The organism is Bradyrhizobium sp. (assembly GCF_035652035.1).
Classification (GTDB): domain Bacteria; phylum Pseudomonadota; class Alphaproteobacteria; order Rhizobiales; family Xanthobacteraceae; genus Bradyrhizobium.
This window is the reverse complement of the sequence record NZ_DASREO010000085.1, coordinates 23,676-42,117: the sequence shown is the minus strand read 5'-3', so window position 1 is coordinate 42,117 and position 18,442 is coordinate 23,676. Positions and strand designations below refer to the sequence as shown.

Genomic DNA, 18,442 nt, shown 5'->3' with positions numbered 1-18,442 from the left:
GCTGGACATGGATACTATTGTCGCCTCGTTTCACCAGCCAGTTGCTGCCAGTGCTACCAGCAACGCGGGCGGCATGACCAGCACGCCAACTTTCAGGAAACGCCAGGCCGTGACGTCGATCTTTTCCCGTCGCAGCGCCACCAGCCACAGAATCGTCGCGAGCGACCCGGTGACCGAGAGATTGGGTCCGAGATCGACGCCGATCAACATCGCGCTCAGGACGGAAGGAGGAAGATGGTCGTTGGCTGCGACCGAACCGGCGACCAGGCCGACGGGAAGGTTGTTGGCGATGTTGCTGGAGATCGCTGTGACGATTCCGGCACCCCAGGCGGCCGTGTTCGGCGATCTGTCGATGATCCCCTGCAGGAACGCGCTGAGCTCGCCGATCGCACCGGTTTTGACGAGCGCCTCAACCATCACGAACAGACCGGCAACCAATGGCAGCACGCTCCAGGAGACGCCTTTGATCACCGGCCAGGGCGACTGGCGGCTCAGGACGAGCACAAGGGCGGCCGTGACGCCGCCGCAGATGAAGGTCGGCAATCCCAACGGCACGTCGAGGGCCGAAGCCGTCAGCAGCACGACACCGATCGCTGCAATGCCGATGGCGGTGAGCCCGCCGGCGCGACCGAGCTTGGGATGCGGTACGCGGCTTGCGATGTTTTCATCGGCGAGCGCGCGGCGCTGATTAAGGCGAAGCACGATATAGGTCGCAACGACAGCAGCGAGCGAAGGCAACGTGAACTGGCGCAGCCATTCGAACAGATGCGGCATGCGTGCGCCGAACACCACGAGGTTGGCCGGGTTGGAGATCGGCAGCACAAAGCTTGCGGCGTTAGCGATGAAGGCGCAGGCGAAGAGATAGGGCAGGGGGGTGGCGCCGGCGGCGCGGGTCGCGGCGTAGACTGCGGGCGTCAGCACGATTGCCGTGGCGTCATTGGAGAGCAACACGGTGACGAGGATGCCCACGGCATACACCAGAAGAAAAAGCCGCTGTGGCGAGCCCCGCGCATGCTCGACCGCGAAGGCGGCCAGATAGTCGAACAGGCCTTCGCCGCGCGCGAGTTCGGCGGTGAGCATCATGCCGATCAGGAAGAAGTAGACGTCGAGGCCCCTGGCGACGCCGTACAACGCCTCCCTCGGGTCAAGGAAGTTGCAAAGCACCAACGCGGCGGCGCCGGCGACGGCCCAGATCGCTTCCGGCAGGCGAAACGGCCTGATGATCACGCCGGCGGTCGCCGCGGCAATGATGATCCATGCCAGAAGGTATTCGTGCGAAAGCATCGTTCTGTCGTCTCCAAATCACCCCGCCGCGGTGTCGCACGGCGGGAGCGGTTTCCCTGTTGTTTGGCTTGAGACCGCGGCGGATTTCAAGCGCGTTTCGGGCAGGGCAAACCAGCAAACGGCGAAGCCGACAGCCGCGACCGCACCAAGCGCGAGGAAGGCGGCGCTATAGCCCGCCTTCACCACGACCAGACCGGCAAGGGTGGTCGACAGCGCGGCGCCAATGCTTTGCGCCGTGATGACCGCTCCTTGCGCAACGTTGAAACGGCCGGTGTTGCGCATGAGATCCGCCACGATCACCGGAAAGATCGCGCCGAAGATGCCGGCGCCGACGCCGTCGAGAAGCTGCACGCCAACAAGCCAGGCCTTGTTGTCGGACAGTGTATAGAGCGCGGCGCGAATTGGCAGGATCAGCAAGGCTGCGAGGAAGAAGCGCTTGTGCCCCCATCGGTCTGCACGCGCGCCCACCAGCATCGCCATCGGCACCATCACGATTTGTGCGGCGGTGATACAGGCCGACATCAGGCTCGTGCCGAGATTCTTGTCCTGCAGCGCCAGCTTTTGCCCGACCAGCGGCAGCATCGCCGCATTCGCAAGGTGAAACAGGGCGACACAAACGGCAAAGATCAGAAGCGGACGGCAAGTCAGGAGAACGCTCAAGCCCGATGGCTGCTCCGCGGCGTCATCGGCGCCCGTCCGACGTTCATGCAGTCCCCGCGCGAGATCATGGTCGATCGTCTGTTCCGGGATCGCAAGCACGCTGGCGAGGCTTGCGATCGCCATGAAGCCGAGCAGGTAGAACACGACCTGCGGGCCGAAGAAATAGGCCGCGATGCCCGCAATCGTCGCGGCCGTAGCATTGCCCGCATGGTTGAAGCTTTCATTGCGGCCGATTCGCCCCGTGAAAGCGCGGTGGCCGACGCCGCCGAGCGAAACCGCTGATATCGCCGGTGGGAAGATCACGCCCGCCGCATGCGCGATGCCTTGCGATACCGCAACAGGCCAGAAGCCCGGGCACAGCGGCAGGATCAGGCAGGCGCAGGTGACGATCAGCGCCGCAGCCGCCATCACCCGACGTTTTGCCCTTGTTGCATCGATGAGAGCGCCGGCCGGTGTCTGCGCGACAATGCCGGCAAAGCCGGCAATCGACATGACGACACCGATGCTGGCTTCGTCCCATTTCTGCTCGGTCAGGAGATAGACGGCGAGATAGGGCCCCAAGCCATCGCGGACGTCGGCCAGGAAGAAATTGGCGGCATCGAGGGCGCGGTTGGCACGCTGTGTTGATACTGAATCCGTAGACATGCCGAACCTCGACCTCGATTCCACTTATCGCATTTCGCGTCACTGCCTCAGGCGTGTTCGGCGCGATCGTGCCTTGGCTTTGCCTCGTGCTTGGGGTCGTGCCCGGGTTTTGGCTTCGGCTTGGCCTCCTTGATCGGACGAAGGTCGCCGCTGCCACTGCCAATCTCCTTCGCATGCAGCACGCGGCCATGTTTGGTCTCGAGGCCATCACCCTTCACGGCAATCTTCGCGTTCGGCGCCAGAAGCTTCGCAACCTGTTCAGCCTCCTTCGGCCCGATACGGACAACCGTGCCATCGGCTAGCAGCGCGCCGCGAAGTTCGCCTTTTGGGCCAAACAGCGACAGCCGCACGGTTCCCTCCGCCGACATCTTCTTTTTCTCGATCCTGGGATGTTCGCGATCGTGATCGGGCCCCCGATCGACGATGTCAGCGCCGCTGGCCGTGGTGACCGCGACCGCCGCGATGAGATCTGCCTTGCGCGGGCGGACGCCGCGGACGCCGACCACGTCGCCGGCGTTGATCTGGCGGGTCAGCTCGGCCTCCATGTGCGGCGGGGTGTGAACGAGGACGGACGCTTGCGTGTTGTCAGTGATGACGAATCCATCGATCTCGCCGTGAGGGTTGAGAAGGAAGCGTTCGACGGTGCCTTTCACTTCCGGCAGGCAATCGGGATCAATCCAGTGCATGTTGTTCTCCTCTTCTGGTTTGTTGGGTCTTGAATGTCGCTATCGGTCTCAGCCGCGCGGCGGGGGCGGAGGCGGCGGAGCGAACCGGTCGGGGCCGCCCTCCGGACGACCTTTGGGGCCACGCGGCGGACGCGGTCCGTCGAGCTCGGTCATCTGACCGGGTGAAGCACCAATCGCCTGCACGTCGACCACTCGGCCGAGCGCCGTATCGAGCAGCTCTCCGCGGACGGACACCATCTGTCCGGGCTGCAACCAGTCGGCAAAGCGCTCGGCTTCCGGCGGCGGCAGACGAAGCTGGGTGCCGTCGTCGAACAGCGCGCCGTTCACTTCGCCGCGTTTGCCGTGCAGCGTCGTGGTGATCCGGCCGCTATAGGTCTGCTGCATGCCGCCGCGATCTGGACCACGCGGCGGTCCATTGTCGGCGACGCTTCTGCCGGTCGAGATATTGGTGATCGAGGCCGCATCGACCAGCGCAACAGCCCGCGCACGAAGACCGCGTATCGAAACCTCGTCGCCCGGGCGGATCGCATAGACGATCTGGGCCGAGAGATGCGGCGGCAGCTTCACTTCCGTGCCGTCGGCGAGAATCAGCCCGTCAACGTCACCTCGCGGGGTCAGCGTGTATTGTTTCACCCGGCCGCGCGACTCCGGCAGTTGCGAGGAATCCCAGACTGTTCCGACTGTCTGTGAATAGGCTTTTGTTCCCGCGCCGATAGCGGTCGCGGCGAGAAACGCACACGCAAGCGCGTGTATTCGTTTCGTTGTCAGTTTCATCATCAAGCTCCTTCGAACGGCGATCTCATCGCCGATGCGAAAGCATCAGCAATGGCCGTGCCAAAGCTGAATTGCTTGCTTATGAAGGAGTTAACAGCGGAGGAGGGGCTTCAATCGTCGTCTTTGCCGACGCTGGGTGTCGGGTTTTCTGACGCGTCGCCGCAGCTCAGGCCGTAGCGCTGCATCTTCGTGTAGAGAAGCTGGCGGTTGATATTGAGGCGCCGCGCCGCTTCAGTGCGGTTGCCGCCGCAGGCCGCGAGCGCGTTCCGAATCATCGCTTCCTCAAGTTGCGCGACGGCTGTCGGCAGGTCGCCCGTGGGCGGTCCCGCAGGAAGCCGATGAGTTTCCTCGGCGCTGGTATGGATATCGTCGGCTTCGATGGTGTGGCTTCTGGTCAGCACGCAGGCCCGCTCGACGACATTGCGCAATTGCCTGACATTGCCAGGCCAGTTGTAACGCGTGAGCTTGTCGATCGCGCCGCGGCCGAGCTGCTTGATCGGCTGTCCCGGTGAGGCCGACAGCAACACAAAGTGTTCCGCCAGCGGCACGATGTCGGCCGGTCGCTCGCGCAGCGGCGGGATCGCGATCGGAACGACATTGAGCCGGTAGTAGAGGTCTTCGCGAAACTCACCCGCCGCCACCAGCTTTGACAAGTCACGATGGGTTGCGGCCACGACCCGCGCCGTGGCGCGGACCGGCTTGCCGCCGACCGGGGTGATCATCCGTTCCTGCAAGACCCGCAGAATCTTCGCCTGCATTGCAAGCGGCATGTCGCCGATCTCGTCGAGGAACAGCGTACCGTTATCGGCGTCGCGGAACGCACCGGTGCGGTCGGCGACCGCGCCTGTGAACGAACCCTTGACATGCCCGAACAGTTCGCTTTCGAGCAGGTCCGGCGGGATGGCCGCGCAGTTCACCGCGATAAAGGGCCCATCCTTACGCTGGCTGTGCACGTGAAGCGCGCGCGCCACCAACTCCTTTCCGGTTCCGGTTTCGCCAAAGATGAGAACAGTCGATTGGGTATCGGCGGCGAGCCCGATCGCTTTCTGCACCCGCCGCATGCCCTCGCTCGATCCGATCAGCGTGTCGAGACTGGCCGTGGCAGTCGTGGCGGCGGGGCGCTGTCGCGAGGGCAGGCGCGTCAACAGAGTCCTCAGCTCGTCGCGCCCGATCGGCTTGGTGAGATGGTCGAATGCGCCGAGCCGCATGGCCTCGATGGTATTCTCCGCACTCGCAAAGGCGGTCAGCACCACCACGGCAGGTGGATTCTCCCGCGCGCGGATGCGGCGCAGCACCTCGATGCCGTCCATGCCGGGCATATTGAGATCAAGCAGCACCGCCTCCACCGTCTCGGACAGGGCGGCCAGACCTTCGCGTCCGGACGATGCGGTCTGCGCCGTGTGTCCGAGGTCGGTCAATGCCTCGAAGAGTCCCTCACGCAGGGCCGGATCATCGTCGACAATCAGGACGTTTGCCATGGCATCTCGATCTCAAACCGTGCGCCGCGCTCGGTGGATACAAGGCGAACGTCTCCGCGGTGGGCACGCGCGATTTCGCGCACGATGGCAAGTCCGAGCCCGGTGCCGTCGGCACGTGCGGTTGCGAACGGCTCGAACAAGCGTTCGCGCATGTCCTGGCTCACCCCTGGCCCACTGTCGGTTACGCTCAGCAACAACGCGTCCTGCTGCCGCCGGGCGTTCACGTCGATGCGGCCGCCGGCGGGCGTGTTCTGGATTGCATTCAGGATGAGATTGTCGAGAGCGCGCTGCATTTGCAAGGGATCAAAACAAGGTAACGGTTTGTCGGGCTCCTCGGTTCCCGCCTCGATCGACACTCCGTTCGCCGCCGCGAGCTCCCGATGGGGCTCGATCGTCGTTTGCAGGAACGACGCGAGTTCGACATCTCTCGGCTTGGGCTCGCCGGCCTGGGTCATTTGCAAGAGGTCGCGCAGCAGCGTGTCGAGCCGCGCGACCTGCTTGAGGATCGCATCCAGCGCAGCTCCCTTGCGGGCGTCATCGCTTGCAGCAAGCGCATTTTCCGCCTTGAGCCGCATCGCCGCGATAGGATTGCGGATTTCGTGCGCAAGTCCCGCCGACAGCCGTCCGACGGCGGCCAGACGCTCGGCCGTGCTCGCGCGGCTGCGCTCCTGCGCAAGCCGTTCGCCGGTCTCGTTGAGTGCATCGACCAACCTGTCGAGCTCCTGTTCACCGGTGCGCGGAAGTCTTGGAAGATCGACCAAACCGCTCTCGCGTCTCCCCAGCGCCTTCTCCAGCGTCGCGATCTTCCGTGACCACGAGAGCAGCACGCGAGCGAGCCAGATAGCCGAGCCGAAAATGGTGAGTGCCAGCACGACCAGCCCGGCCAGCAATTGCGTGTAGGCCGGTCCCTCCGCGGTTTGGGCGCGCGTCATGCTCCAGGCTGTGGTGCCCTGTAGCGGTCCGCGCAGCGGGCAGGCGTGCACCAAAAGGACCTGCGAGCGTGCGGGCTGCCGCAGGCCGGCCGGTCGGCCGGAACGCAGAGCCTCGGCATTGACGTCACGGATCGTGTTCAGCTCTGCGGCCGGAAGATCGGTCTTCGGACCGGTCCCCTCATAGGAAGGAAAGGCGTATGCGAGCGAACCTTTATCGGCTTGCCAGATGCCGCCCTCGACGCCGGTGGCGGTAGAGAGGGCGGCCTGTACCACCGTTGCCAGTTGCTGCCGAAGTCGGTCGTCGATTGGCCCGCCGGCCCAGCCAGAGACGAAGAACTGATAGCGGTCGGCGATATCACGGCAGGCCCGTGCGACCAACTCTTCCGAGCGTGCCACGCGTGCATTCGTTGTCTCTTGAAACGACTCGAACAGGAGATATGCGGTCGCCGTACCCGACAGGACCAGCATGATCCAGAGCGCCAGCAGTCGCGACCTGAGAGATCGCATCGAAATTCCCGGTGCAAATGACACGAACCGCCAATCTATACGAATATGAGGCGATCGCTATCGGAGCGGAAGGTCATTGCCGGGGGCATAAAGCCCCAGACCAGCGACGTTGTTTCGCCGCCGGTCTGGAGCCTCGGTTTTCCAATAACCTGGTTTTCTAATATCGACTAGCGCCGATCCATCTGGGCACGGAACGCGAGCGAGGCGCGCAGTTCGGAAATCGCCGCGCGCGAGGCCTGGATCGCCGCACCCTTGTGGCCGCCGAAATCATTCGGTGCGGCTTCCAGATAGGCGATTGCGTCTTCGAGGTTCTGAATGGCGCGCACGATTCGCGGATGTTCCGCTGCTTCCATTCGCATGGTCTGCGCATTCGCGACCGAGGCCCCGAGCGAGGTAACCAGAAGTCCGGTGGACAGGGCTAAAGCAAGCTTTTTCACGATATTCTCCAATTTGTGGTAGTCCCCCGGCGGCACCACTACCCGCCTCGAAATTAATCCACAATGAATAGATCGTTCGGTTTTGCCTGAACGATAAGCAGACTGCTCAAGCTTGTGATGTTCATGTCATCGACATGACACGAAATCCTGGATCGGCATTGAGAAATCAGTGACGATAAGGACTTTCGCGAGGTCCGTTTCGCGGCGCTTCGGTACTCTTGCCTATTGCGCTTTCACGGCGCCCCTGAGCCCCGCTTGTGCGGCGAGCCGCTCGACAAGGCCGCTCTTCTGCACATCCTCGACGAAGCTCTTGATATAATCCAGTCCGCCGGCGTGGTCTTTCGGGATTGCGACCGCAAGATGTTCCTCGCCCCATCGCCCTTCCAGGATCCGCGACCCCGGCATCTGGTCCGACATCTCGAACAACGTCGGCTTGTTGGTGGCGTAAGTATCGATCTCGCCGTGCTCCAGCATTTCAATGCCGCGCTTGTAATTCTCCGCAGGCACGACCACCGCATTCGGCAGCAACTTCGGAATCGTGCCCTGCGATGTGCTGTTCTTCGTCACGCCGATGCGAAGGCCCGACTTTTGGACGTCGGCAATGGCCGTGATCGGCGAGTTGGCGGCGACGAGATAGCCGAGTTCGATCGTCAGCAGCGTCTGGCTGAACGTGACAAACTCTGCGCGTGCCGGCGTCGAGTTGCTGATGGTGAAGTCGACGTCGCCCGCTTTCATGCCTTCGATGATCTCTGAAATGCGCTTGTAGTCGATCTGCTCGAAGGGGACGTCGAGCCGCTTGGCCAACTCCTTGCCCAGTTCGAAACTCAGGCCGTGGCTCTCGCCGGTCTTGGGGTCGACGACCCGCGAGGTGGGGCTGCCGAGATAAACGCCGACGCGCAGTTTTCCATTCGGCGCCAATATCGCCTTTGCATCTTCTGCGAAGGCGCCGAATGCGGTGGCTACAAGAGTAACCGATGCCGCCATCACGACGATCCAGGATCTCATGGGAAACTCCACGGAAAACTGTTTGCTAAAAGGTCACGACGATCTTGCCGAGATGCTTGTTGGCTTCCATATGCGCGAACGCCTTGCCGATATCGTCAAAGGCAAAAACTTTGTCGATCGGCAATTGCAGCTTGCGGCTCTCTACCGCCGGCCACAGATCGGCGCTTGCAAGCTTGAAGATCTCGCGGATTTCCTCGATGGACCGGGTGCGGAAGGTGACGCCGATATAATTGGTCCGCCGCGCCGCATGCAGATCGAAATTGAAGTCGGCATGTGTGCCGCCGAGGCGGCCGACATTGACGATGCGGCCCTTGATTTTGGTCGCCTTTAAATTCTGGCTCGCGACCTTGCCCGACACCTGATCGACGATCAGGTCGACGCCTTCGCCCGAGGTTGCCTGCAAGACCTGATCAACCCAGCCGGCGTCACTGGAGTCGACTGCGAGATCAGCGCCGAATTCCTTCAGCCGCGCGCGGCGGGTGGCGTCGGTCGACGAGCCAACCACGAGCTTGGCGCCCTTGAATTTTGCAATCTGCATCGCCATTAACCCGACGCCGGAGCTTGCGCCCTGAATCATCACGCTCTGTCCCGCCTGCAAAGCGCCGACGGTGACGACCGCGTTGTGCATGGTGGTGATTGCAATCGGCAGGGTGCAGGCCTCGTCAAAATTCATGTTCGAAGGCGCGCGGAACAGGCGGCCGTGATCGGCGAGCGTATATTCGGCAAACGCCGCTGCGCCCGAACCCATCACCTTGTCGCCGACCTTGACGCCCTTGGCGTCGGGGCCGAGTTCGGCGACCTCGCCGGCCCATTCCATGCCGAGCACGGTGCCGACGCCGCCCGCGCTGCCGTGCGCATGTCCCTTGGTCATGCCGAGATCGGCGCGGTTGAGGCCGCAGGCGTGAACGCGAACCAGCACCTGCGCAGCCTTAGGAGCTGGCTTGGCGACATCGGCGATTTCAGCGCCATTGGCGCCGTAGACATAGGCCTTCATGGGGTTGTTTCCTCGTTGGAGCGTCCAGTATTTACCCGTCATTGCGAGCGAAGCGAAGCAATCCAGAATCTCTTCAATCAGACTGGATCGCTTCGTCGCGTTGCTCCTCGCGATGACGAGCCCTTAGTTCCTTATTCCGCGGCCTGACGGCGAGGGGACATCATGCCCTCCAGCCGGCCTTGAATGATGGTCTCTGCTTCGCGGACGATGCGCGAGATGAGCTCGGCGCAGCTCGGAATGTCGTGGATCAGGCCTTGCACCTGGCCTGCGGACCAGATTCCCTGGTCGGCGTCGCCAGTGGCATAGACCATCTTGCCGCGGTTGCCGGCGACGAGTTCGCGGACCTGCTCGAAGGCTGCGCCTTCCTTCTCCATCGCGACCACTTTCGTGGAGATGGCGTTCCTGGCGACGCGCGAGGTGTTGCGCATGGTGCGGAAGATCAGCTCGGTCTCGCGCTCATCGTTGGCGACGATGCGTTCCTTGATCGCCTGATGGATCGGGCTCTCCCGCGTCGCCATGAAGCGAGTGCCCATGTTGATGCCTTCGGCGCCCAGCGCGAGCGCTGCGACAAGGCCGCGGCCGTCGCCAAAGCCGCCCGATGCGATCATGGGGATCTTGACCTTGTCGGCGGCGGCCGGAATCAGGATCAGGCCGGGGGTGTCGTCCTCGCCGGGATGACCGGCGCATTCAAAGCCGTCGATCGAGATCGCATCGACCCCCATGCGCTCGGCCGACAGTGCGTGGCGGACGCTGGTGCATTTGTGCACGACCTTGATGCCGTGCTTCTTGAACTCGGTGACGTGATCCTGCGGCTTGTTGCCCGCGGTCTCGACGATCTTGATGCCGCTTTCGATGATGGCCTGGCGATATTCCGCGTAAGGCGGCGGCTTGATCGAGGGCAGGATGGTCAGGTTGACGCCGAACGGCTTGTCGGTCATGTCGCGGCAACGCGCGATTTCTTTTCGAAGGTCTTCCGGCGTCGGCTGCGTCAGCGCGGTGATGAAGCCGAGCGCGCCTGCGTTCGCCACCGCCGAAACCAGTTCGGCGACGCCGACCCATTGCATGCCGCCCTGGACGATCGGATGGTCGACGCCGGCAAGTTCGGTAAATCGGGTTTTGAGCATTTTTCCTCCGAAAGCCGCACACCTGTCAGTGCGCCTTCTTGATTTCGGAGGAAGGATGCCGCCGCAGCCTTGAATTGTCTACGGCGGCGCTGCATGGCGGGGGTGATCAGGCGAACTCAGGCAAACGCCGGCGTTTTCGCCTCGACCGTAGCAGGCGTGCAGCCAAGTCCGGCGACTTTCGCACGCTGAACCACCAGCGCAAGCACGGCGTCGAGGGCAGGGGTTGGCGTGTCCGTCAGCCGTCCCATTTCCTGCACCACCGAGACCAAGGGCTGGATTTCCATCGGCCGTCCGCGTTCGAGGTCCTGCAGCATCGAGGTCTTGTGCGCGCCGACCTTGCGCGCGCCTTCGATCCGCCGTTCGACATCGACGCGGAATCTGACGCCGAACTTCTCCGCGATCGTCTGGCTCTCGATCATGATCGCCTTCGACAGCGCGCGCGTCGCCGGATCGGAACAGATCACGTCGAGCGTGGCGTGCGTCAGCGCGCTGATCGGGTTGAGGCAGACATTGCCCCAGAGTTTCAGCCAGATCTCGTCGCGAATGCGGTCGAGCACCGGCGCCTGCATGCCGGCCGCGCTGAACAATGCGGACAGGCGGGTGACGTCTTCCGTCGTCTCGCCCGAAGGCTCGCCGATCGGAAAACGGTCACCGTAGACGTGTTGGATGACACCGGGCGCGACGATCTCGGTTGCGGGATAGACGATGCAACCGATGGCGCGCTCGGGCCCCAGCTCGCGCCATTGCCGCCCGCCGGGATCGATGCTCTCCAGCGTCGATCCCTCATACGCACCACCGTGCTTGTAGAAGTACCAGTAGGGAATGCCGTTGACGGCGGTCACGATGCGGGTTTGCGGCGCGATCAAGGGCTTCATCACCTCAATGACGCCGGTGATGGAATGTGCCTTCAGGCAGATGATGATGAAATCCTGAGGGCCGAGTTCGGCCGGGTTATCGGTGCAGCGCGGATGCACGACGCGCTCTTCACCGCCGATCAGAAGCTTCAATCCATTTGTCTTCATCGCCGCAAGATGCGCGCCGCGCGCAACCAGGCTCACATCGGCGCCCGCGCGTGCGAACTCGACCCCGAGATAACCGCCGATCGCGCCGGCGCCGTAAATGCAAACCTTCATGGGACCCCACTTCGAAGCTGAACTTGTGAAATTTGGACACGTCACCGTATTGCGCAGAAACGAAATTTCCGCGCTGGAAAATGGACTGAAAGGGAAGGCGGCTTAGGCCGAAGCGGCGAACACCGTGGCCATCGCCTCTTCGTCAAACGCCGTCGAAATATCGCGAATGCTCACGACACCGCACAGGCTGTGATTGTCGATCACGGGCAAATGGCGGATGTGATGCTGGTTCATCAGATGACGAACGTCTTCGAGCGTGTCGTCGGAAGAGCACCACACCAGCTGCTGCACCGAGATCAACTGCGAAACCTTCAGGTTGACCCCGGCCGCGCCGTGCTCGGCGATGGCACGCACGACGTCGCGTTCGGTGAACATGCCGACGGCGGTGTTACCCTCCGTACGCACGACGTCCTTGACGACGAGGGCAGAGACATTGCTGGCGCGCATGACTTGCGCGGCAATGGCGACGGTCTCGTTCATTCGAATGGTGGAAATACGCGCGGTCTTTTTGCGCAGGATGTCTCCGACTTTCATCGCAAGCTCCTCAGGGTCAGCCGCAGAAGGCATGATCATATCAGAAAGAAGTTTGGTATACGTTATGCCAGTTGTCAATTCGTTTGTGAGGGCGATTTCGCAGGAAAAGCGGCAGTATCGCTGACATTTCACCGGTGAAAGTTACTATGCCGCCGCAGCTCATAGATCTTATTTGTATTTTGTATGCCAGAATTTTCGGCGGAAAAGAGGGGCGCACCGAGGTGCGCCCCGACATTCCTGTTCGGTGGAGGGCGCCTTCGCGCCTATTCCGCCGGCTGCGCCACCGGGCTGTCCTTTTCTGCGGCCTTTGCCGACAGCCGCATCGGCCGTATGACGAACAAGGCGGCCGCCACCACAAGAAGATTCATGACCGATGCCACCACGAACACGGCGTGCCAGCTGCCGGTGTGGACCTTCAGGATGTTGGCCAACGGGACCACAAAGGCCGACACGCCCTTCGCCGAGTACATCAGGGCGGTGTTGGTCGTCGCGTATTGCGGCCCGAATATATCGGTCGTGGTCGAAGGGAACAGACTGAAGATCTCGCCCCACGTGAAGAAAACGATCGCGGCGCAGATCACGAATGCCCACGGCGTCGTGCCTGCCGTTCCAAGCAGCCAATAGGCGGCGGCGCCCAGGGTAAACGCGATCGCCATCGTGTATTCGCGGCCGATCTGGTCGGACACCCAGCCAAAGAACGGCCGGGCGCCGCCATTGCACACGCTGTCGATGACGCCGGCGAGCGTCAGCGTAGGCAGACCAAACAGAAGAATCGTTTGCGCCACGCCGTAGTCCTTGGCGATGATCGAGAGCTGCGCGGTCACCATGAGGCCGCTCGCGGACACCGCGATGAACATCAGGTAGAGAATCCAGAACAGCGGAGATCGCAGCACCTGAGCCGGGTTGCTGCTGGTCTTCGATTGCAGGACTTTCACGGCCGAGGCGGTCGGGACTTCGCCGGGCAGCGGCGGGCGTAGGAGCCAGGCGAGCACAAAGACGATGCCGCCCTGAAAGAGCGCGAACCAGAAGAAGGTGTCGGCGTAGCCGATCGAGGCGATCATCTTCTGGATGGGAATGACGGTGAGGGCTGCGCCCGCACCGAAGCCTGCGGCTGTAAGGCCGACCGCCAAGCCACGGCGATCAGGAAACCATCTCACCGCGTTGCCGACGCAAGTGGCGTAGACCCCGCCCGCACCCATGCCGGAAAGAATTGCGCCGACATACAGCACTTCCAGCGAGTTGGCGTAGGAGTTGATGAGCCAGCCAGCGGCAGCGAACACGCCGCCGATCGCGACCATGACTTTTGGACCGCGCGGGCCCATCCAGTCGACGAAGAATCCCTGAACCGGGGTCAACCAGGTCTCGAACGCAATGAAGAGACTGAATGCGACCTGGATGCTGGCGATCTCCCAGTTATGCGCTTTCGCCATGGGAGGGACGAAGAAAGTCCAGCCGTATTGAAGATTGGCCATCATCGCCATGCAGATGATGCCGACGATCAGTTGCGTCCACCGAAAGCTGTTGGATATGCTCTGGCTCGGCGCACTCGCTGCGGTTGCCGTCATTGTGTCTCCTCCTGTTGTGCGCTTTTTGGCCTACCCAGTCGGAGGTCGAGCGCTACAAGTTCACATTCTGGTATAATATATGCCAAGGCGCAAGATCGATTTTGTCGCAATGTTGCCGGGCAGGCTAGACCTTCTGCTGATGGCGACTGTCGAACGGCAAGCCGGTTCTGCTGCAGGCGGTCCTCGATTTCAGGCGGCCGATGCTGCGCCGACTGCACCTCGATTGAGGACATCATATAGCCGCGCAACGCGCAAAAAAAATGGCTCCCAAGGTTTGGGAGCCATCGGCTGCGATAGGGTTTTGTTCGGATCGGGGGCGGATCCTTGCGCCCGGTCTATCAAATGCCGCAGCGGGGGATATCGCCGTTGCGGATCGTGATCTCGGCGTAGGCCATCAGCCAGCGGTCGATGGTCGTGAGCAGGCGGCTAAACGGGTTGGCGGAGGGCGCGAAAGCGATAACAGCGGTCGTGGGCATGTGGCGTTCCTTGAGTTGGTCAGTGCGACTGACCTAACGTAGGTATACCAGATACCAAGAACAACGGATTTGTTTGCATAGCAGCATAATTTGTTTTGCAATGCAACAATACGTATCTATAAGTCATTGTTTTATCAAATAAAAAGGCCGCCGAGGCGGCGGCCTTTTGTATCTTTCGGGAGCGCGATTTACTCAGCCGCTTCCTTGCGCGGCGGATCGAGGGCGCCCGAATCATGGATTTCCTTCACCTGGTGGTCGGAGAAACCGAGCACCTGGCGGAGGATTTCATCGGTGTGCTCGCCGAGCAGCGGAGAGCGCTTCACCTCGCTCGGAGAGTCCGACAGCTTGATCGGGTTGCCGACCGACAGATATTTGCCCCGCGTCGGATGATCGACCTCGACCACTGTTCCGGTGGCCCGCAGCGACTGATCCTCGGCGATTTCCTTCATCGACAGGATCGGGCCGCAGGGGATGTCGAACTTGTTGAGGATCTCCATGGCCTCGAACTTGGTCTTGGTTGTGGTCCATTGTTCGATGCGGCCGAAGATTTCGTTCAGGCGGGGCAGACGGGCTGCCGGCTTGGCGTAGTTCGGATCGGTCTTCCAGCTGGGCTCGCCGATCACGTCGCAAATCTTCTCCCAGACCGGGGCCTGGGTGATGAAATAAAGGTAGGCGTTCGGGTCGGTCTCCCAACCCTTGCACTTGACGATGCGGCCGGGCTGACCGCCGCCGGAATCATTGCCGGCGCGCGGCACCGCGTCGCCGAACGGAACACCTTCGCCGAACTGGCTGTATTCCTTGAGCGGGCCGTGGGCGAGGCGCTGCTGGTCGCGCAGCTTGACGCGGCAGAGGTTGAGCACGCCGTCCTGCATCGCAGCCGTAACGCGCTGGCCCTGGCCGCTGTGGGTGCGCTGATAGAGCGCCGTGACGATGCCGAGCGCAAGATGCAAACCGGTGCCGCTGTCGCCGATCTGCGCGCCGGTCACGAGCGGCAGACCGTCATAGAAGCCGGTGGTGGAAGCCGCGCCGCCGGTGCACTGCGCGACGTTCTCATAGACCTTGCAGTCTTCGTACGGGCCGGGACCAAAGCCCTTGATCGAAGCCACGATCATTTTCGGGTTGAGGCTGTGGATCTTCTCCCAGGGGAAGCCCATGCGATCGAGCACGCCGGGGCCGAAGTTTTCGACCAGCACGTCGCAGCTCTTGATCAGCGCGGTGAGGACTTCCTTGCCCTTTGCGTTCTTGGTGTCGAGCGTGATCGAGCGCTTGTTGTGGTTGAGCATGGTGAAATACAGGCTGTCCGCGTTCGGGACGTCCTGCAATTGACCGCGCGTGATGTCGCCGACGCCGGGGCGCTCGACCTTGATCACGTCCGCGCCGAACCACGCCAGCAGCTGCGTGCAGGTCGGGCCCGATTGAACGTGCGTGAAATCGAGAATGCGAACGCCTTTCAGCGCCTTTGTCATCGTCTTACTCCGTCTTGCAAATGATCTGCTCCCGTGCGCGGGAGCGTGTGGGTCCTGTTGGCTTATTTCTTCTTGAGAGCGCTTTGCGGATTGAGGTTGCCGATGCGTCCGCTCTCCGAGCCGGCGGCGGGATCGATCACCGCGTTGATCAAGGTCGGCTTGCCGGAATCCATCGCTGCATTCACAGCGCGCTTGAGTTCGTCCGGGCTCGTCGCATTGATGCCGACGCCGCCGAACGCCTCCATCATCTTGTCGTAGCGGGCGCCGGCGACAAAGACCGTGGTCGCCGGATCGGCGCCACCGCTCTTGTTGACGTCGGTGCCGCGATAGATGCCGTTGTTGTTGAAGATGACGACGCAGACCGGCAGGTTGTAGCGGCAGATGGTCTCGATCTCCATGCCGGAAAAACCAAAGGCGCTGTCGCCTTCGACCGCGAGCACGGGATGGCCGGTTTCGACGGTAGCAGCGATTGCCTGGCCCATGCCGATGCCCATCACGCCCCAGGTGCCGACGTCGAGCCGCTTGCGCGGCTTGTAGATGTCGATCACGCCGCGTGCGAGATCGAGCGTGTTGGCGCCCTCGTTGACGAGGATGGCGTCCGGCCGCTCCTTGATAATGGTGCGCAGCACGCCGAGCGCGCCGTGATAATCCATCGGCGAGTTGTTGTTCATCAGCCGCGGCGCCATCTTGGCGACGTTCTCTTCTCGCTTGGCGCTGACCTTCTGCGCCCAGTCTGCCGGAGCAGAAGTCCAGCCAGTGCCCATTGCCGCCAGCATCGCGGAGACGCAGGAGCCGATGTCGCCAACCACAGGCGCGACGATCTCGACGTTGGAATCCATTTCCTTCGGCTCGATGTCGATCTGGATGAATTTTTTGGGTGCTTCGCCCCAGGCCTTGCCCTTGCCGTGCGAGAGCAGCCAGTTGAGGCGGGCGCCGATCAGCATCACGACGTCCGCGTCCTTCAGCACGGTCGAGCGCGCAGCCCCCGCACACAGCGGATGAAGATCGGGCAGCAAGCCCTTGGCCATGCTCATGGGCAGGAACGGCACGCCGCTCTTTTCGACGAACGTGCGGATCTCCTCGTCGGCCTGCGCGTAAGCTGCGCCCTTGCCGAGAATGATCAGCGGACGCTTTGCCGCTTTAAGCACATCGAGCGCGCGCTTGACGGAAGCGGGGGCGGGGATCTGCGCCGGCGCGGCATCGATCACCTTGACCAGAGACTTGCGGCCGGCTTCCGCGTCCATCACCTGGCCGAACAATTTGGCGGGCAGGTCGAGATAGACGCCGCCGGGACGGCCCGAGACCGCGGCGCGAATCGCGCGCGCAAGTCCGATGCCGATGTCCTGCGCGTGCAGCACGCGATAGGCCGCCTTGCAAAGGGGTTTCGCAATCGCGAGCTGATCCATTTCTTCGTAGTCGCCCTGCTGCAGGTCGACGATCTCGCGCTCGGACGAGCCCGAGATCAGGATCATCGGGAAACAGTTGGTGGTGGCGTGCGCCAGCGCGGTCAGGCCGTTGAGGAAGCCGGGCGCCGACACGGTGAGGCAGATGCCGGGCTTCTTGGTCAGGTAGCCGGCGATCGCAGCGGCGTAACCTGCGTTCTGTTCGTGGCGGAAGGAGAGAACGCGGATGCCTTCTTCCTGCGCCATGCGTCCGAAATCGGTGATCGGAATGCCCGGCACACCGTAAATCGTCTTGATGTCGTTGAGCTTGAGCGCGTCGATGATGAGGTGAAAGCCGTCCGTCAGTTCCTGTTCGGTCGCCTTGGCATCGATGCTCTGTACTACTGCGGACATTCCGCTTCTCCTTGGTCGTTTTTTAACGGGAACGAGTTCGTCCCCTGATTGGTTCGAAACGCGTGAGGTATGACGCGCCTAAAACAGTTCCTTGCCGTGCGCTTCGACGAAAGCCGCAAGGCCGAGGGTGTGGTCCCGCGCCAGCCTTTCGGCGAGTTCGGTATCACGCTGTTCGAGGGCGTCGATGATGGCCAGATGTTCGGGCAGGGACGCGGCGATCCGCTCGGTGCGTCCGATCGTCAACTGACGATAACCGCGCACATGCAGCAGGATCTCGTTCGTCATGTCGACCAATGTCGGCGATTCACTGAGCGCGATCAGCGCCTGGTGGAACGCGATATTGGCCTTCGAATATTCCTCGATGTGCTGCTCGGGGAGGCGGTCCTTGCCGAAATCGGTGAAGAAGTCGCGCAGCGCAGAAATGTCCTTCTTGCGCGCAGTGGTCGTGATCAGGCGCGCGGCCATGCTCTCGAGTGCGGCCCAGGCGCGGATCATGTCGACGATTTCGCTCTTGGTGCGGCGCACGACCACGATGCCGCGGCGTGGCACGGTCTTGACGAAGCCGTCCTGCTCCAGCATCGCGATCGCTTCGCGAATGGGCGTTCGGCTGACGCCGAGGCGTTCGGACAGCGCGCGCTCGTCGAGCATTACCGGCTCCGGCGTCGCATAGATGTCCATCTTCAGGATGGCTTCCTTCAGCGCCTCATACGCCTTGTTCTTGAAGCTTGTCTCCGGCACGATCCGGACTACGGCAATGTCTGCGTCGGCCATGGTTGTTGATGCCCTGGTTGAGTGAGAGGTCCGCCGTTGGTGTATCTTATATTTAAGAACCAGAACTCAGTAATTTTTGGCATACCACATGCCAGAATGTCAAGTTGCCCCTGTTTTCAGCATTTCCGTGACTTGACAAGTTCGTTTCTGGCATACCAAATGCCATACGAGCGAA

Annotated in this window: 17 protein-coding genes; all 17 read right to left on the bottom strand. The window is 62.3% G+C overall.

Annotation, left to right across the window (positions count from 1 at the left end; all coding sequences use genetic code 11):
* Positions 1 to 30: 30 nt before the first annotated feature.
* The 17 genes from VFB05_RS22665 to VFB05_RS22585 all read right to left on the bottom strand — a co-directional run bounded on the left by VFB05_RS22665 (position 31) and on the right by VFB05_RS22585 (position 18,267).
* Positions 31 to 1,284, bottom strand: a complete 1,254-nt coding sequence (locus VFB05_RS22665; protein WP_325016395.1) for an arsenic transporter — start codon at positions 1,282 to 1,284, stop codon at positions 31 to 33.
* Between the two features lie 18 nt (positions 1,285 to 1,302).
* Positions 1,303 to 2,589, bottom strand: coding sequence for an MFS transporter (locus VFB05_RS22660; RefSeq protein WP_325016393.1), 1,287 nt, complete (start codon positions 2,587 to 2,589; stop codon positions 1,303 to 1,305).
* 47 nt (positions 2,590 to 2,636) lie between these two features.
* The gene (locus VFB05_RS22655; RefSeq protein WP_325016391.1) at positions 2,637 to 3,275 is read right to left on the bottom strand and encodes a hypothetical protein; all 639 of its coding nucleotides are present in this window, start codon (positions 3,273 to 3,275) and stop codon (positions 2,637 to 2,639) included.
* A gap of 48 nt (positions 3,276 to 3,323) precedes the next feature.
* Positions 3,324 to 4,052, bottom strand: a complete 729-nt coding sequence (locus VFB05_RS22650; protein WP_325016389.1) for a hypothetical protein — start codon at positions 4,050 to 4,052, stop codon at positions 3,324 to 3,326.
* Between the two features lie 107 nt (positions 4,053 to 4,159).
* On the bottom strand, positions 4,160 to 5,527 hold the full coding sequence (locus VFB05_RS22645; protein WP_325016387.1) for a sigma-54 dependent transcriptional regulator: 1,368 nt from the start codon (positions 5,525 to 5,527) through the stop codon (positions 4,160 to 4,162).
* Positions 5,512 to 6,966, bottom strand: coding sequence for a HAMP domain-containing sensor histidine kinase (locus VFB05_RS22640; protein WP_325016385.1), 1,455 nt, complete (start codon positions 6,964 to 6,966; stop codon positions 5,512 to 5,514). Before VFB05_RS22640 ends, VFB05_RS22645 begins: the two co-directional genes overlap by 16 nt.
* Positions 6,967 to 7,133: 167 nt before the next feature.
* Positions 7,134 to 7,403 carry a hypothetical protein gene (locus tag VFB05_RS22635; RefSeq protein ID WP_325016383.1) on the bottom strand — a complete coding sequence of 90 codons (270 nt, stop codon included), beginning with the start codon at positions 7,401 to 7,403 and terminating at the stop codon, positions 7,134 to 7,136.
* 222 nt (positions 7,404 to 7,625) lie between these two features.
* The gene (locus tag VFB05_RS22630; protein WP_325016382.1) at positions 7,626 to 8,408 is read right to left on the bottom strand and encodes a transporter substrate-binding domain-containing protein; all 783 of its coding nucleotides are present in this window, start codon (positions 8,406 to 8,408) and stop codon (positions 7,626 to 7,628) included.
* A 25-nt stretch (positions 8,409 to 8,433) separates the two neighbouring features.
* On the bottom strand, positions 8,434 to 9,402 hold the full coding sequence (locus tag VFB05_RS22625) for a quinone oxidoreductase family protein (protein ID WP_325016380.1): 969 nt from the start codon (positions 9,400 to 9,402) through the stop codon (positions 8,434 to 8,436).
* A 131-nt stretch (positions 9,403 to 9,533) separates the two neighbouring features.
* Positions 9,534 to 10,526 (bottom strand): nitronate monooxygenase family protein, encoded by a 993-nt coding sequence (locus VFB05_RS22620; protein WP_325016378.1) that lies wholly within the window; start codon positions 10,524 to 10,526, stop codon positions 9,534 to 9,536.
* Between the two features lie 116 nt (positions 10,527 to 10,642).
* The gene (locus tag VFB05_RS22615) at positions 10,643 to 11,659 is read right to left on the bottom strand and encodes a 2-dehydropantoate 2-reductase (protein WP_325016376.1); all 1,017 of its coding nucleotides are present in this window, start codon (positions 11,657 to 11,659) and stop codon (positions 10,643 to 10,645) included.
* Positions 11,660 to 11,761: 102 nt separating this feature from the next.
* Positions 11,762 to 12,193, bottom strand: a complete 432-nt coding sequence (locus VFB05_RS22610) for a CBS domain-containing protein (protein ID WP_325016374.1) — start codon at positions 12,191 to 12,193, stop codon at positions 11,762 to 11,764.
* Positions 12,194 to 12,456: 263 nt separating this feature from the next.
* Positions 12,457 to 13,758: an oxalate/formate MFS antiporter gene (oxlT, locus tag VFB05_RS22605; protein WP_325016372.1), complete on the bottom strand. Its 1,302-nt coding sequence runs from the start codon at positions 13,756 to 13,758 to the stop codon at positions 12,457 to 12,459.
* A gap of 338 nt (positions 13,759 to 14,096) precedes the next feature.
* Complete coding sequence (locus tag VFB05_RS22600) at positions 14,097 to 14,234, bottom strand: hypothetical protein (RefSeq protein ID WP_325016370.1); 138 nt, start codon at positions 14,232 to 14,234, stop codon at positions 14,097 to 14,099.
* A gap of 188 nt (positions 14,235 to 14,422) precedes the next feature.
* Positions 14,423 to 15,700 carry a formyl-CoA transferase gene (gene frc, locus VFB05_RS22595; RefSeq protein WP_325016368.1) on the bottom strand — a complete coding sequence of 426 codons (1,278 nt, stop codon included), beginning with the start codon at positions 15,698 to 15,700 and terminating at the stop codon, positions 14,423 to 14,425.
* A 62-nt stretch (positions 15,701 to 15,762) separates the two neighbouring features.
* Positions 15,763 to 17,496: an oxalyl-CoA decarboxylase gene (gene oxc / locus VFB05_RS22590; protein ID WP_325016365.1), complete on the bottom strand. Its 1,734-nt coding sequence runs from the start codon at positions 17,494 to 17,496 to the stop codon at positions 15,763 to 15,765.
* Positions 17,497 to 17,574: 78 nt separating this feature from the next.
* Positions 17,575 to 18,267 carry a GntR family transcriptional regulator gene (locus VFB05_RS22585; protein ID WP_325016363.1) on the bottom strand — a complete coding sequence of 231 codons (693 nt, stop codon included), beginning with the start codon at positions 18,265 to 18,267 and terminating at the stop codon, positions 17,575 to 17,577.
* Positions 18,268 to 18,442 lie beyond the last annotated feature (175 nt).